We start from the raw sequence: 13,123 nt of genomic DNA on the forward strand, positions 1-13,123 counted from the left end.
CGCGAAAGGGCTGCGGAGCGGCCCCAGGATCTGAGCACCCACCAGAATCGCTGGGGCTGCTTCGCAGCCCTTTCGCGACACAAGGCCGCTCCTACACTGACCGCGTAGACGGCATCGATATGGCGATCGGCGAGCTCTGTGGGAGCTGGCGATAGCCTGCGATGAGGCCGGAACAGGTTTGAAAAAACTCTAGATTCTCCCCCACCACGGTTTCCCAATGAAAAAGCCCCGGCATCGCTGCCGGGGCTTTTTCATTTCAGCTGCGGGTTCAGGAAGGCACGACCGCCGCCTGGCCGCTCATGGCCAAGTCAACCAGCTCGCGGTTGGCAACCGCGTACATCGCATAGTCGTTACCGCTAGCGTTACGCAGGTCGTCCAGCATGGCGCGCCAGCGCTCTACCATCACCCGGTGCTGCTCGCACCACAGCGCCACGCGGGCGTCCATGTCCTGCGGGGCATCGTCCATTTGCAGCACAGAGATGGTGATCGCACGCTGCTGCAGGTCGATGTCGTCGCGGAACGCCTCGCGGGCCAGTGCCTGCCAGTTGTTTTCCACCGGCAGGTTGCTGATCTCTTGCAGGTACCAGGTCAGGTCCAGCGAACTGCCAACAGCGAAGAACGCCTTGGCAACCTGCGCTGGGTCATGCCCGGTAACATCGGCAGCCTCAATGATCGGCAACAAGGTGTACAAATGGCTGGTACCGGCCACCATGCGCGCCAGCAACTCCGGCACACCCGCGTCGACGAAGCTCTGGTAGCGGACCATCCAGCGCTCGCGGGTCGGGCCTTCGAGCAGTTCGTCGAGCTTGAGCCCAAGCTGGGCGATCTTCGGCCCGAAGTGCGCGGCATCACGCCCGGCATCCTGTTCGTTGCGACGGCTGCGCAGGAACCAGCGGGTGGCGCGGCGGCCCAGGCGCATCAGTTCGTCCATCAGCGCCAACTGAATTTCAGCCGGCACCTGGTAGTCCAGCGCTTCGATCTGGCGGAACCAGTGCGGCAGGTGGAAGATATCGCGCACGATTACATAGGCCCCGGCGACGTTGGCCGGGCTCATGCCAGTGGACTCCTTCAGGCGCTGCACGAAGGTGATGCCCATGTTGTTGACCAGGTCGTTGGCGATCTGGGTGCTGACGATCTCGCGCTTCAGACGATGCCGGCGCATGGACTCGGCGAACTTGCTCACCAGTGACGGCGGGAACGCGGTTTCCATGTCACGGGTCAGGTAGTCGTCGTCCGGCACCTGGGACTTGAGCAACTGCTCCTTGAGGTCGATCTTGCTGTACGAGATCAATACCGACAGCTCGGCACGGGTTAGCCCCTGCCCTGCGGCAAGGCGTTCGGCCAGTTGCTCTTCGCTTGGCAGGAACTCGATGGCGCGGTCCAGTTTGCCACGGCCTTCAAGGTCGGCCATCAGGCGCTTGTACTCGGCAATCCGCTCGCGGGCGCGGCGGGCCGCCAGCGACAAGGCCTGGGTCTGCTTGTAGTTGTTGCCCAGCACCAAGGCTGCAACTTCATCGGTCATGCTGCCCAGCAGCTGGTTACGCTGCTTCTCGGTCATGTCGCCTGCCTGCACCACTTCATTGAGCAGGATCTTGATGTTGACCTCGTGGTCCGAGCAGTCCACGCCCCCGGCGTTGTCGATGAAGTCGGTGTTGGTAGCACCGCCATGCAGGCCGAACTCGACCCGGCCGAGCTGGGTCATGCCCAGGTTGCCGCCCTCGCCCACCACTTTGCAGCGCAGCTCGTTGCCATTGACGCGCAGCGCGTCGTTGGCCTTGTCGCCCACATCGGCGTGGCTTTCGCTGCTGGCCTTGACGTAGGTGCCGATACCGCCGTTCCACAGCAGGTCGACCGGCGCCTTGAGCAATGCGTTAAGCAGCTCGGTCGGGGTCAGGCGGTCCGCCTCGATGGCGAAACGCTCTTTCATTTGCGGGCTGATGGCGATGCTCTTGGCACTGCGTGGGAAGATCCCGCCGCCTTCGGACATGATGCTGGTGTCGTAGTCGGTCCAGGCCGAACGCGGCAGGTCGAACAGGCGCTGGCGCTCGGCGAAGCTGCTGGCAGTGTCCGGGTTGGGGTCGATGAAGATGTGCAGGTGGTTGAATGCCGCGACCAGTTGCAGCTTGTCGGACATCAGCAAGCCGTTGCCGAACACGTCACCCGCCATGTCACCGATACCGATCACGGTCACCGGGTCTTGCTGCACGTTGATGCCGCGCTCGCGGAAGTGGCGTTGCACACCCACCCAGGCGCCACGGGCGGTGATACCCATTTTCTTGTGGTCGTAGCCAGCCGAGCCGCCGGAAGCGAAGGCATCGCCCAGCCAGAAGCCGTAGTCGATGGCAATGCCGTTGGCGATATCGGAGAAGGTCGCGGTGCCTTTGTCGGCGGCCACTACCAGGTACGGGTCATCGTCATCGTGGCGCACCACGTTGGCAGGCGGCACGACGCCACCGTCCTTGAGGTTGTCGGTGATGTCGAGCAGGCCGCTGATGAAGATGCGGTAGCAGGCCACGCCCTCGGCAGCAATTTCGTCGCGACCACCGCCCAGTGGCAGACGACGCGGCAGGAAGCCACCCTTGGCGCCAACCGGCACGATCACCGAGTTCTTCACCTGCTGGGCTTTGACCAGGCCCAGCACTTCGGTACGGAAGTCTTCCTCGCGGTCGGACCAGCGCAGGCCGCCACGGGCCACGTTGCCAAAGCGCAGGTGCACGCCCTCGACACGCGGCGAATAGACGAAGATCTCGAACTTCGGCACCGGCTTTGGCAGCTCGGGGATCAGCTTGGGGTTGAACTTGAAGCTGAAGTACGACTTGTCCTGGCCCTTGCTGTCCGGCTGATAGAAGTTGGTGCGCAACGTGGCCTTGATCAGGTCCAGGTAGCGGCGCAGGATGCGGTCCTCGTTGAGCACTTGGACGTCGTCCAGGGCGATGAGGATCGCCTGTTCCAGGCGCTGCTGCTTGTCGTCAAGGTCTTCCTGGGTGAGCTTGCGCGCCAGGTAGAAGCGGGTTTTGAACAGCCGGGTCAGCTCGCGGGCGATATCGGTGTGGTTGTTCAGGGTGCTGGCGATATAGCCCAGGTCGAAGCCAAGGCGGATCTGCTTGAGGTAGCGGGCATAGGCGCGCAGCAGCGCCACGTCACGCCACGGCAGGCCGGCGGTCAGCACCAGACGGTTGAACGCATCGTTTTCGGCATCGCCCTTGACGATGTGGACGAAGGCATCCTGGAAGGTGTCGTTGAGTTGCTGGATGTCCAGGTTCAGGCCTTCGCTGTAGGTGAAGGCAAAATCGTGAATCCAGAACTCGCGGCCGCTGGCATGGCGCAGGCGGTACGGGAACTCGCCCAGCACGCGCAGGCCGAGGTTTTCAAGAATCGGCAGCACATCCGACAGCGCCAGCGGCGTGTCGGCGTGGTACAGCTTGCAATGCAACTGACGTTCGCCCAACTGCGTCAACGGCTGGTAGAAGCTCATGGCCAGGGGCTTGGCTTCGGACAGGTTGAGCACATGCTGCATGTCGACCACGGCCGAGTGGGCGGCGAAGCGCTCGCGGTAGCCGGCCGGGAAGCCTTTGGGGAAGTCGTCGAGGATGGTCGTGCCCTGGGCCTCGCCAAAGTTGTCCACCACCAGCGCCGAGAAATCGTCCTGCCACGAACGGCAAGCCTGGACCACTTCGTTTTCCAACTGCTGCGGGTCGATGTCGATGCGGTTTTTCGGGTCTACCCGCAGAATCAGCTGTACGCGCGCCAGCACCGATTCAGAGAAGAAGGTCCAGAACTCGCAGTCACTGGCCTTCAGGCGCTCCATCAGCACCTGCTGGATTTTCTGCCGCACTTCCGTGGAGTAGATTTCGCGCGGCACATAGGCCAGGCAGTAGCAGAAGCGGCCGTACGGGTCTTTGCGCAGGAACACGCGAATCTTGTTGCGTTCCTGGATCTGCACGATCGACATGACCGTGGTGCACAGCTCGTCGATGGGGGTCTGGAACAGGTCGTCACGCGGCAGCACTTCGAGTACCTGAGCAAGCTCCTTGCCCAGGTGAGCCTTGGCGTCGAAGCCCGAGCGGCGCTCCACCTCGGCGACCTTGCCACGAATGTACGGGATGGTGTGCACGCTCTCGCCATACACCGACGAGGTGTACAGGCCCATGAAGCGGCATTCTTTGACCACGTTGCCATCGGCGTCGATCTGGCGGATCGAGACGTAGTCCGGGTAAGCCGGGCGGTGGACGCGGCTAGGTTGCGAGGCCTTGGCGAACGACAGCAGGCGCGGCTCACGCAGGTAGGCGACCGCATAGTCCTCGATGTGCAGGTCTTCGGCGCCCAGCCCTGCGCGCAGCAGGCGGGTCAGGCCGAGGAACGAGCTTTCGTCATAGACCAGATGCCCGCCTTCGCTGGACGCCTGGACCGTGAACTCTTCGTAGCCGAGGAAAGTGAAGTGGTTATCCAGCAGCCAGGACAGGAAGTTCTGTACCTCGGCCTTGTCGTTTTGTGCAGGGCCGAAGGCGTTCTGCTCGACCAGTTCGAGCAACTGGTGAATCTTGGCTTTCATCGGCTCGAAGTCGGCGACCACGCCGCGCACCTCGGCCAGCACCTGCTCGAGCTCCTTGGCCAGGGTGGTCAGTTCAGCCGGGTTGGAACAGCGGTCGATTTCCAGATACATCAGCGATTCGTGGCCGACGCCCTCGCCCTGCGTGCCTTTGGGCAGCAGCTCGGTGAGTTCGCCCTTGGCACCACGACGGGTGCTGAGCACGGTGGTCTGCAGGGTGTGAATGCTGAAGCCGCGGCGGTTGAGTTCAGTACGCACCGAGTCGACCAGGAACGGCAGGTCATGGTGCAGCACTTCGACCACTGTGTGGGTCGATTGCCAGCCGTGACGCTCGTATTCGGGGTTGTATACACGCACCTGAGGGTGTGCGGGGTCGAAGCGCTCGATGATGCGCCAGGCGGAGAGCGTGCAGCCGACGAGGTCGGAAAGCCGACGCTGGGTAAGTTCGTCCAGAGAGATGATGCCGAAGAACTGTTCAGCGAACAGCGCCACTTGTGGCAGGGACTGTTGGCTGATGTGCTGCGCCAGGGCCGCTTGCAGTTGGTGCTGGAAGTCGGCTTTGCTGGCTGCGGTGAAAAACGCCATCTGTGGTACTCCGCTTGGGCTTTTTTTAGGTGGAGCGTCGCGTGCGCCCGCCATGTACGGATCAACCATAGCCAAACCGAAACAAGCCGGACGGTAAAAACAGGCGTGGGCGTGCTGCTTTACCCATCGACAGGGCAGCTTAACGACTGAACGGTCACCTCGGCTTGCAGCGCTGCGACATATTCGGTCAAGACGGGAACGGTCGCCCTTGCGCCCTTTGTATCCACTGCCGCCTTGTCGAATATTCCCACGCGCATTACAGAAACCACCGCTTGCTTGCCGCCACCCAACTTGACAGGCGCTGGCCGCCGCGCAGGCTGCGCGGTAGCATGCGCGCTCAATCCGCGAACACTGGTCAAACGCCATGCAACTGAAAACCGCCCTGCTCTTCGCCACCCCCTGCGACGACGAGGAAGACAACATGGCGACGCTGTGCTGCCACAGCGACAAGGGGCAGATGTTCCTGCTGACCCGCTACCCGGACGAAGACACCGTTGACCTGACCCTGGACGACGAACCTTCGACCCTTGACGGCCTGAAGGTGACCCTCAGCGCTGAACGTCTGGTGCTGGAAGTGGCCGCCGGCGACCGCGATGCACTCAAGGGCGATGAGCAGCTGGAAATCATCCTGACCTCGTCGGGCACCGACCTGGAAGAGGTTGCGCTGACCTTGCGCAACATCCTCGACGGCACCGGGACCTTCGTTTCACAGCTCTGAGGTGGCGGTCTGCAGGGCCTGGCGAACGGCCTTTAGCGTATTTCTAGCAACGGCCATTGGTCGGCGGCCCCCTGGATGGATTAAAGTACTAGCCCTCTGCCCGGCAGCCGCCTGCCGGCGCCCAGGCCTATCCCCAGGAACCCTCGACGATGGAACACCGTGAGGCGCTGACCGCGCTGCGCACCTTTCTCTCCTCCCAGATTCTCGGCCAGGAAAAACTGGTCGAGCGCCTGCTGATCGTGTTGCTGGCCGACGGCCACATGCTCGTCGAGGGGGCACCTGGCCTGGCCAAGACCAAAGCCATCAAGGAGCTTGCCGAGGGCATCGAGGCGCAGTTCCATCGCATTCAGTTCACCCCCGACCTGCTCCCCGCCGACATCACCGGCACCGAGATCTACCGCCCGGAAACCGGCAGTTTCGTCTTCCAGCAGGGGCCGATCTTCCACAACCTGGTGCTGGCCGACGAAATCAACCGGGCGCCCGCCAAGGTGCAGTCCGCCTTGCTTGAGGCAATGGCCGAGCGCCAGGTCAGCGTCGGGCGCAGTACCTATGAACTGTCGCCGCTGTTTCTGGTGATGGCCACGCAGAACCCGATCGAGCAGGAAGGCACTTATCCGCTGCCCGAAGCCCAGCTCGACCGCTTCCTGATGCATGTGAAAATCGGCTTCCCGGACGCTGCGGTCGAGCGGCGCATCCTTGCCCAGGCGCGCGGCGAGGCGCTAGGGGGTGAGGTCAAACCGGAGCGCCGGGTCAGCCAGCAGGCGATCTTTGCCGCGCGCAAGGAAATCCTCGGGCTGTACATGGCCGATGCGGTTGAGGAGTACCTGGTGCAACTGGTGATGGCCACGCGCACGCCGGCCAAGTTCGACACCGAGCTGGCCGACTGGATCGCCTATGGCGCAAGCCCGCGTGGCTCGATTGCGCTGGACCGCTGCGCACGGGCCCACGCCTGGCTCGCCGGGCGCGATTTCGTCAGCCCCGAAGACATTCAGGCGGTGCTGTTCGATGTGTTGCGCCACCGCGTGATCCTGTCCTTCGAGGCCGAAGCCGCCGGGGTGGATCAGGACCGCGTGGTGCAGCGCATTCTCGACGTGGTGGCCGTGGCCTGAGGCCGGCCAGTTTTTTAGCAAACCCGTTAGTGGCGGTGCCACTGATGCATTAAAGTATGGCGCTCTGCCCAGCCCAGCCTCTGGCGGCTGCGCCACCACCCAGGAACCGTCGACCATGCATCACCGTGACGCCCCTATCGCGCAGCATAGCCTGCGCGGCTTCGTGGCTGCCGCCTGACGCCCATGCCCAGCGCACAACTGGCCGAACCCGGCATACGCATCAGCCTGGCCGAACTGATCGACATGCGTCACCGCGTGCGCGAAATCCAGCTTTTTTCCCGGCCTGGCCAGCGCAGCCCGTTGGTTGGCCTGCACCACTCCAAACTACGTGGGCGCGGCGTGGACTTCGACCAGGTGCGGGTGTACCAGGCGGGCGACGATGTGCGCAATATCGACTGGCGCGTCACTGCGCGCACCCAGGAGCCGCACACCAAGCTGTTCCACGAAGAGCGCGAACGGCCGATCTTTATCATGGTCGAGCAGAGCCAGCGGCTGTTCTTCGGCTCGGGGCTGATGTTCAAGTCGGTGCTGGCGGCCCAGGCGGCGGCGCTGTTCGGCTGGGCCGCGCTGGGCCATAACGACCGCATCGGCGGGCTGGTGTTCGGCGATAACGAAAACCACGAAATCAAGCCACGGCGCAGCAAGCAAAGCCTGTTGCAGTTGCTCAACCGGCTGGCACGCATCAACCAGTCGCTGCACACCGAAGCGCTGCCCCAGGCCGACAGCCTGGGCCTGGCCCTGCGCCGTGCCCGCGAGGTGCTGCGCCCCGGTAGCCTGGCGATTGTCATCTGCGACGAGCGCGCGCTCAGCGAAAGCGTCGAGCAGCACCTGGCCATGCTGTCGCGCCACTGCGACGTGCTGCTGCTACCGATCAGCGACCCTCTGGACCATGCCCTGCCCGCTGCCGGCTTGCTGCGCTTTGCCCAGCGCGGTGCACAGCTTGAACTCGACACCCTTGATGCCAACTTGCGCCAGGCCTACCGCCAACAAGCCGAGGCGCGTGTGGAGCGCTGGGAGCTGCTTGCGCAAAAACTGCGGGTGGTATTGATGCCGCTGAGTACCCAGAGCGAGATGATCGAACAACTGCGCGAGTACCTCAACGCGCAACGTGCCGGGGGCCGCCAGTGAACCCGCTGGACCAGTTGCAGCCGCTGATCGCCCCGCCGGCCATCGGCCTGTGGCCGCCTGCGCCGGGCTGGTGGCTGCTGCTGGCGCTGGTGCCGCTGCTGGGCTGGGGCGCGTGGCGCCTGCGCCGCTGGCGCCCCGGCAAACGCAAGGTGGTGCGCGCCGAGCTCCCGCTCGACCCGGTACGCCTGGAGGCGCTGGCCGAACTTGCACGCCTGCCGCGCCCCTATGACGGCGCCCCGGCCGGGGCCTGGCTGCAGCAGATCAACGCCCTGCTCAAGCGCCTGTGCCGCAGCCACTACCCCGGCGCCCACAGCCATACCCTCAACGGCCGCCAGTGGCTGGCATTTCTCGACAACCGCTGCCCCGCCGCTGGCCTGACGCGCTGGATGGTGCTGGTCGAAGGCGCCTACAAGCCTGAGTGCAAACTCGACGACAAAGCCATCGCCGGGCTTTTGCAGTCGGTCGAAACCTGGATTCGCAAGCATGTTTGAACTGGCCTGGCCGTGGGTCTTCGCGCTGTTGCCGCTGCCCTGGCTCGCGCGCCTGGTGCTGCCTGCCGCCGACAGCGGCGAGCCGGTGCTCAAGGTCGGCTTTCTCGATCAGCTAGAAGGCCTGGCAGGGCGCCGCGCGCGGCTGAACCTGCCGACCTGGCGGCAACAGGCACCGTTTCTGCTCATCTGGCTGCTGTTGCTGTGCGCCGCCGCACGCCCGCAGTGGCTCGGCGCCCCCGTGCCGGTGTCGGCCAGCGGGCGCGATCTGCTGGTTGCGGTGGATGTGTCGGGCTCGATGGACTTCCCCGACATGCAGTGGAAAAACGATGAAATCAGCCGCCTGGACCTGGTCAAGGCACTGATGGGCGATTTTCTGCAAGACCGCGAAGGCGACCGGGTCGGCTTGATCCTGTTCGGCAGCCAGGCCTACCTGCAGGCGCCGCTGACCTTCGACCGCCGTACCGTGCGCACCTTCCTCGATGAAGCACAGATCGGCATCGCCGGCAAAAACACCGCAGTCGGCGATGCCATCGGCCTTGCCGTCAAGCGCCTGCGCCAACGCCCGGCGCAAAGCCGGGTGCTGATCCTGATTACCGATGGCGCCAACAATGGCGGGCAGATCCACCCCCTGACGGCCGCGCGCCTGGCGGCGCAGGAAGGCGTGCGGGTCTATACCATCGGCATCGGCGCTAACCCGCAGGCCAGTGGCACCCCGGGCCTGTTGGGGCTTAACCCGAGCCTGGACCTGGACGAAGCCTCGCTCAAGGAAATTGCCGACATTACCCATGGTGCGTACTTCCGTGCCCACGACGGTGCCGAGCTTGACGCCATCGGCAATGCCCTCGACACGCTCGAGCCCGTCGCCCAACAACCCACCCAGGCCCGCGCTGCCGAAGAGCTCTACGCCTGGCCGCTGGCCCTGGCGCTGCTGCTCAGCGTACTGCTGGTGGTGGATGTGCAGTGGCCGGACAACCTGCTGCAACGCCTGTTGCGCAAACCGCGCTTTCTCCAGCCGCACCCCGAATGGCGCCAGCGCCTCAAACGCCTGCGCCTGAGGAGACGGCGATGATCGACCTCTGGCCACAATGGCTGCGCCCGCTCTGGCTGCTCTGCGTGCCGCTGCTCGCCTGGCTGCTGTTCAAGCTGTGGCACCGGCGCAAGCGCGCCGGGCGCTGGCAGATGATCTTACCGCCCCAGTTCCACGCCGCATTGCTCGGCGGTGGCAGCGGCAGCACCAGTAAACTGCCCTGGGTCGCTCTGGGCCTGGCCTGGCTGCTGGTGGTACTGGCGCTGCTCGGGCCAAGCTGGCAGCGCCTGGAAGAAACCCGCCAGCGCCCGGCTGACCCGCTGGTGATACTGCTTGAACTGACCCCGCAGATGCTTGCCGAGGACAGCGCGCCGAACCGCCTGGAACAAGCCCGGCGCAAGGTGCTCGACCTGCTCGAACACCGCAGCGACAGCCAGACTGCGCTCATTGTCTACGCAGGCTCCGCGCACACCCTGGTGCCGCTGTCCGATGACCTGGGCACCACGCGCAACCTGCTCGAAGCCATCGACCCCTCGATCATGCCGCAACCTGGCCAGCGCGCGGACCTTGCCGTGCAGAAGGGCCTGGCGCTGCTGGCCCAGAGTGGCCTGGGCCAGGGCCGGCTGTTGCTGATCGGCTCGTCGCTGAGCGAACACGAACGCCAAGGCATCGTCAGGGCGCTGGGACGCCACGGGCCGAGCCTGCTGATGCTGGGCGTCGGCAGTGCCGAGGGCGCACCGGTGCGCCAAGCCTCTGGCGAATACCTCAAGGATGATCAGGGCGGCATCCTTTTGCCGCGCCTGGACAGCGCCTCGCTCAAGGCCTTCATCAGCGGCACCGGCGGGCGCTACCGCCACGCCCGCATCGACGACCTCGACCTGCGCGGCCTGGGGCTGTTCGACAACCCACGGTTGCTGCGCGAAGACGGCCAGACCGTGCAGTTGGACAGCTGGGCCGACCAAGGCTACTGGCTGTTGTTGCCCCTGCTGTTGCTGGCCGCGTGTGCCGGGCGGCGCGGCTGGCTGTTCTGCCTGCCGCTGTTGCTGGCCCTGCCGCAGCCCAGCCAGGCGTTCGAACTCAACGACCTGTGGTTGCGCCCCGACCAACAGGGCCAACGCCTGCTACAGCGTCAGCAACCGGCAGCCGCCGCGCGCCATTTCGAGGACCCGCAGTGGCGCGGTATGGCGCTGTACCAGGCCGGCGACTTCGAAGGAGCCGCAGCAGCCTTTGCGCAGAGCAACAGCGCCACCGCGCACTACAATCGAGGCAATGCCCTGGCCCGTGCTGGCGAGCTTGAGGCTGCGCTGGATGCCTACGAGCAGGCACTGGAGCGCAAGCCCGACTTCAAGCCCGCGCTGGACAACCAGGCCCTGGTGCAGCAACTGTTGCAGCAGCGCCAGGGCAAGGCAGAAGAGCAACCCGCCAAGCAGGACGATGAAGCGGCGCCCGGCAAGCAGACCGAAGGCAACAGCAGTTCTGCCAGCAGCCAGGCCGAAGGAACGCCGGGCAATGACGAGCAGGCACAGGCCCAGGCGCAAGCCGCAGCCGACAGCAAAGGCAACACCCAGGCGCCAGCGGGCACACCCGCTGGCGACGACGACACTGTCACCCAGCCGCCGCAGCGGCCAGTCTCCACCAGCCTCGACGCTGAACAGCGCCAGGCGCTGGAGCAATGGCTGCGGGAGATCCCGGACAACCCGGCAGAGCTGCTGCGGCGCAAATTCTGGTATGAACAGCAATTGCATCAGGAAACCTTACGATGACTCGCCTCGGCGTGTTTGTGCTCAGCCTGCTGTGGAGCCTTGCGGCCCTGGCCGAACCCACCCTGCAGGCCAGTGTCGACCGCACTCGGCTGGAGGCCGGCGAAAGCCTGGAACTGACCCTGGAAAGCCAGGATGTCACCCAGTTCGGCAAGCCCGACCTGCGCGCCCTGGAGGGTGATTTCGAAGTGCGAGGCACGCGCCAGCTCAACAGCCTGCACAGCCTGGACGGCGAGACTCGCGCCAGCACCCGCTGGATCATCACCCTGCTGCCAAAACGCAGCGGCAGCCTGCGCATCCCCGAGCTGCAGCTGGGGCAGTCGCACAGCCAGGCCATTGAACTGCAGGTCCAGCAGGCTGACGCGCAGCGCCCAGACATAGCCTCGCAGGTGTTCATCGAGGCGACCCTCGACAGCACTGAAGTGTATGTCCAGGCCCAGGCCGTACTGACCCTGCGCATCTACCATTCGGTAGCGCTGTACGACGACAGCAGCCTGAGCCCGCTGCAATTGGAAAACGCCAAGGTCGACCCGTTGGGCGAGTCGCGCACCTACGAAAAAGACATCAATGGCGTGCGCCACGGCGTCATCGAGACGCGCTATGCGATCTACCCGCAGCAAAGTGGGGCACTGGATATTCCGCCGCTGACCTTCACCGCCACTGCCGCCGACAACGGCGAGCAGCCGGCCGGCACCCCACGGGTCGGCCGCCAGGTCCAGGTCAGCTCGCAGGCACTGCATTTGAGCATCAAGCCGATCCCGGCCAGTTACCCCAAGGACCGGCCGTGGCTGCCGGCCCGTAGCTTGACGCTGGAAGAGCGCTGGAACCCGGACCCGACCACGCAGCCGACGCAGATCGGCGACTCGCTGACGCGCAACGTGACACTGCGCGCCGAAGGGCTTTCAAGCCCGCAACTGCCCCCGCTCCCAGCCACCGAAGCCATCGGCCTGCGCCGCTACCCCGACCAACCGCTGCTACGCAACGAGATCAGCGAGCGCGGCATGATTGCCAACCGCGAGGAACGCGAAGCGCTGGTGCCCACCCACAGCGGCGAACTGGCGCTGCCGGCGCTGGAGGTCACCTGGTGGAATACCCTGCAGGATCATCTGGAGCAAACCAGCCTGCCGGCCCGTACCATCAGCGTGCAGGACAACCCGGCGCTGAGCGCCGAAGCGCCGGTTGGCGACAACAACGCCCGCCCGTATGCGCTGTGGCCGTGGCAGCTGTCTACGCTAGTGTTCGCGCTGACCACACTGCTCGGTTTTGCCCTGTGGTGGCGCGCCCGCTCGCGCCCTGCGGTGCTGCGTGCAGCGCAGGCGGGCCCGAGCCCGCGTACCCTGCTCGACGACCTCAAGCGCGCCTGCCAGGCCAATGACACCCAGGCCACTCGCCAGGCGCTCGACGCCTGGGCCAGGCAGCAGCCGGAGACACTGGCCGAAATGGCAGCGCGCTTCGTGCCGCTGTCAGATGCGCTGGATGGCTTGAATGGGGCGCTGTACAGCGAAAGTGGGCAGAACTGGCACGGGGATGAACTGTGGCGGGCAATTGGCACTATTCCACCTGCCGAACAGGTGCTGGCGCCGACTGGAGAAACCGGCAACCTGCCGCCGCTTTATCCGAAGTAGCGCGGGCCGTGGGAGATCCCATGGTTTTGTGCAAGCCTGTACCCGCCAGACATATTGCCTTGTGGCGAGCGGGCTTGCCCCGCGTTGGGCTGCGCAGCAGCCCTGGGGTTTTCAGGGCTGCTGCGCAGCCC

Annotated in this window: 8 protein-coding genes; 7 read left to right on the forward strand and 1 reads right to left on the reverse strand. The window is 65.1% G+C overall.

Annotation, left to right across the window (positions count from 1 at the left end):
* Positions 1–268 precede the first annotated feature (268 nt).
* Positions 269–5,134 (reverse strand): NAD-glutamate dehydrogenase, encoded by a 4,866-nt coding sequence (locus HU720_RS22335; RefSeq protein ID WP_186523013.1) that lies wholly within the window; start codon positions 5,132–5,134, stop codon positions 269–271.
* Between the two features lie 364 nt (positions 5,135–5,498).
* Between HU720_RS22335 and HU720_RS22340 the strand changes: the two genes are divergently transcribed.
* The 7 genes from HU720_RS22340 to HU720_RS22370 all read left to right on the forward strand — a co-directional run bounded on the left by HU720_RS22340 (position 5,499) and on the right by HU720_RS22370 (position 12,992).
* Positions 5,499–5,852, forward strand: coding sequence for a hypothetical protein (locus tag HU720_RS22340; RefSeq protein ID WP_186523015.1), 354 nt, complete (start codon positions 5,499–5,501; stop codon positions 5,850–5,852).
* Between the two features lie 149 nt (positions 5,853–6,001).
* Complete coding sequence (locus HU720_RS22345; protein ID WP_186523017.1) at positions 6,002–6,961, forward strand: MoxR family ATPase; 960 nt, start codon at positions 6,002–6,004, stop codon at positions 6,959–6,961.
* 183 nt (positions 6,962–7,144) lie between these two features.
* Positions 7,145–8,089 (forward strand): DUF58 domain-containing protein, encoded by a 945-nt coding sequence (locus HU720_RS22350; protein ID WP_186523018.1) that lies wholly within the window; start codon positions 7,145–7,147, stop codon positions 8,087–8,089.
* Positions 8,086–8,580 carry a DUF4381 domain-containing protein gene (locus HU720_RS22355; protein ID WP_186523019.1) on the forward strand — a complete coding sequence of 165 codons (495 nt, stop codon included), beginning with the start codon at positions 8,086–8,088 and terminating at the stop codon, positions 8,578–8,580. The genes HU720_RS22350 and HU720_RS22355 overlap by 4 nt, the downstream gene beginning before the upstream one ends.
* Positions 8,573–9,649: a VWA domain-containing protein gene (locus HU720_RS22360; protein ID WP_186523020.1), complete on the forward strand. Its 1,077-nt coding sequence runs from the start codon at positions 8,573–8,575 to the stop codon at positions 9,647–9,649. The genes HU720_RS22355 and HU720_RS22360 overlap by 8 nt, the downstream gene beginning before the upstream one ends.
* Positions 9,646–11,370 carry a tetratricopeptide repeat protein gene (locus HU720_RS22365; RefSeq protein WP_186523021.1) on the forward strand — a complete coding sequence of 575 codons (1,725 nt, stop codon included), beginning with the start codon at positions 9,646–9,648 and terminating at the stop codon, positions 11,368–11,370. Before HU720_RS22360 ends, HU720_RS22365 begins: the two co-directional genes overlap by 4 nt.
* Positions 11,367–12,992, forward strand: a complete 1,626-nt coding sequence (locus tag HU720_RS22370; protein ID WP_186523022.1) for a BatD family protein — start codon at positions 11,367–11,369, stop codon at positions 12,990–12,992. The genes HU720_RS22365 and HU720_RS22370 overlap by 4 nt, the downstream gene beginning before the upstream one ends.
* The last annotated feature ends 131 nt before the right edge of the window (positions 12,993–13,123 follow it).

The organism is Pseudomonas sp. SWRI51 (genome assembly GCF_014268825.1).
Lineage (GTDB): Bacteria > Pseudomonadota > Gammaproteobacteria > Pseudomonadales > Pseudomonadaceae > Aquipseudomonas > Aquipseudomonas farsensis.

Coding starts and splice junctions, on each gene's coding strand:
- HU720_RS22335 (WP_186523013.1), bottom strand. CDS start 5,134: ATGGCGTTTTTCACCGCAGCCAGCAAAGCCGACTTCCAGCACCAACTG.
- HU720_RS22340 (WP_186523015.1), top strand. CDS start 5,499: ATGCAACTGAAAACCGCCCTGCTCTTCGCCACCCCCTGCGACGACGAG.
- HU720_RS22345 (WP_186523017.1), top strand. CDS start 6,002: ATGGAACACCGTGAGGCGCTGACCGCGCTGCGCACCTTTCTCTCCTCC.
- HU720_RS22350 (WP_186523018.1), top strand. CDS start 7,145: ATGCCCAGCGCACAACTGGCCGAACCCGGCATACGCATCAGCCTGGCC.
- HU720_RS22360 (WP_186523020.1), top strand. CDS start 8,573: ATGTTTGAACTGGCCTGGCCGTGGGTCTTCGCGCTGTTGCCGCTGCCC.
- HU720_RS22365 (WP_186523021.1), top strand. CDS start 9,646: ATGATCGACCTCTGGCCACAATGGCTGCGCCCGCTCTGGCTGCTCTGC.
- HU720_RS22370 (WP_186523022.1), top strand. CDS start 11,367: ATGACTCGCCTCGGCGTGTTTGTGCTCAGCCTGCTGTGGAGCCTTGCG.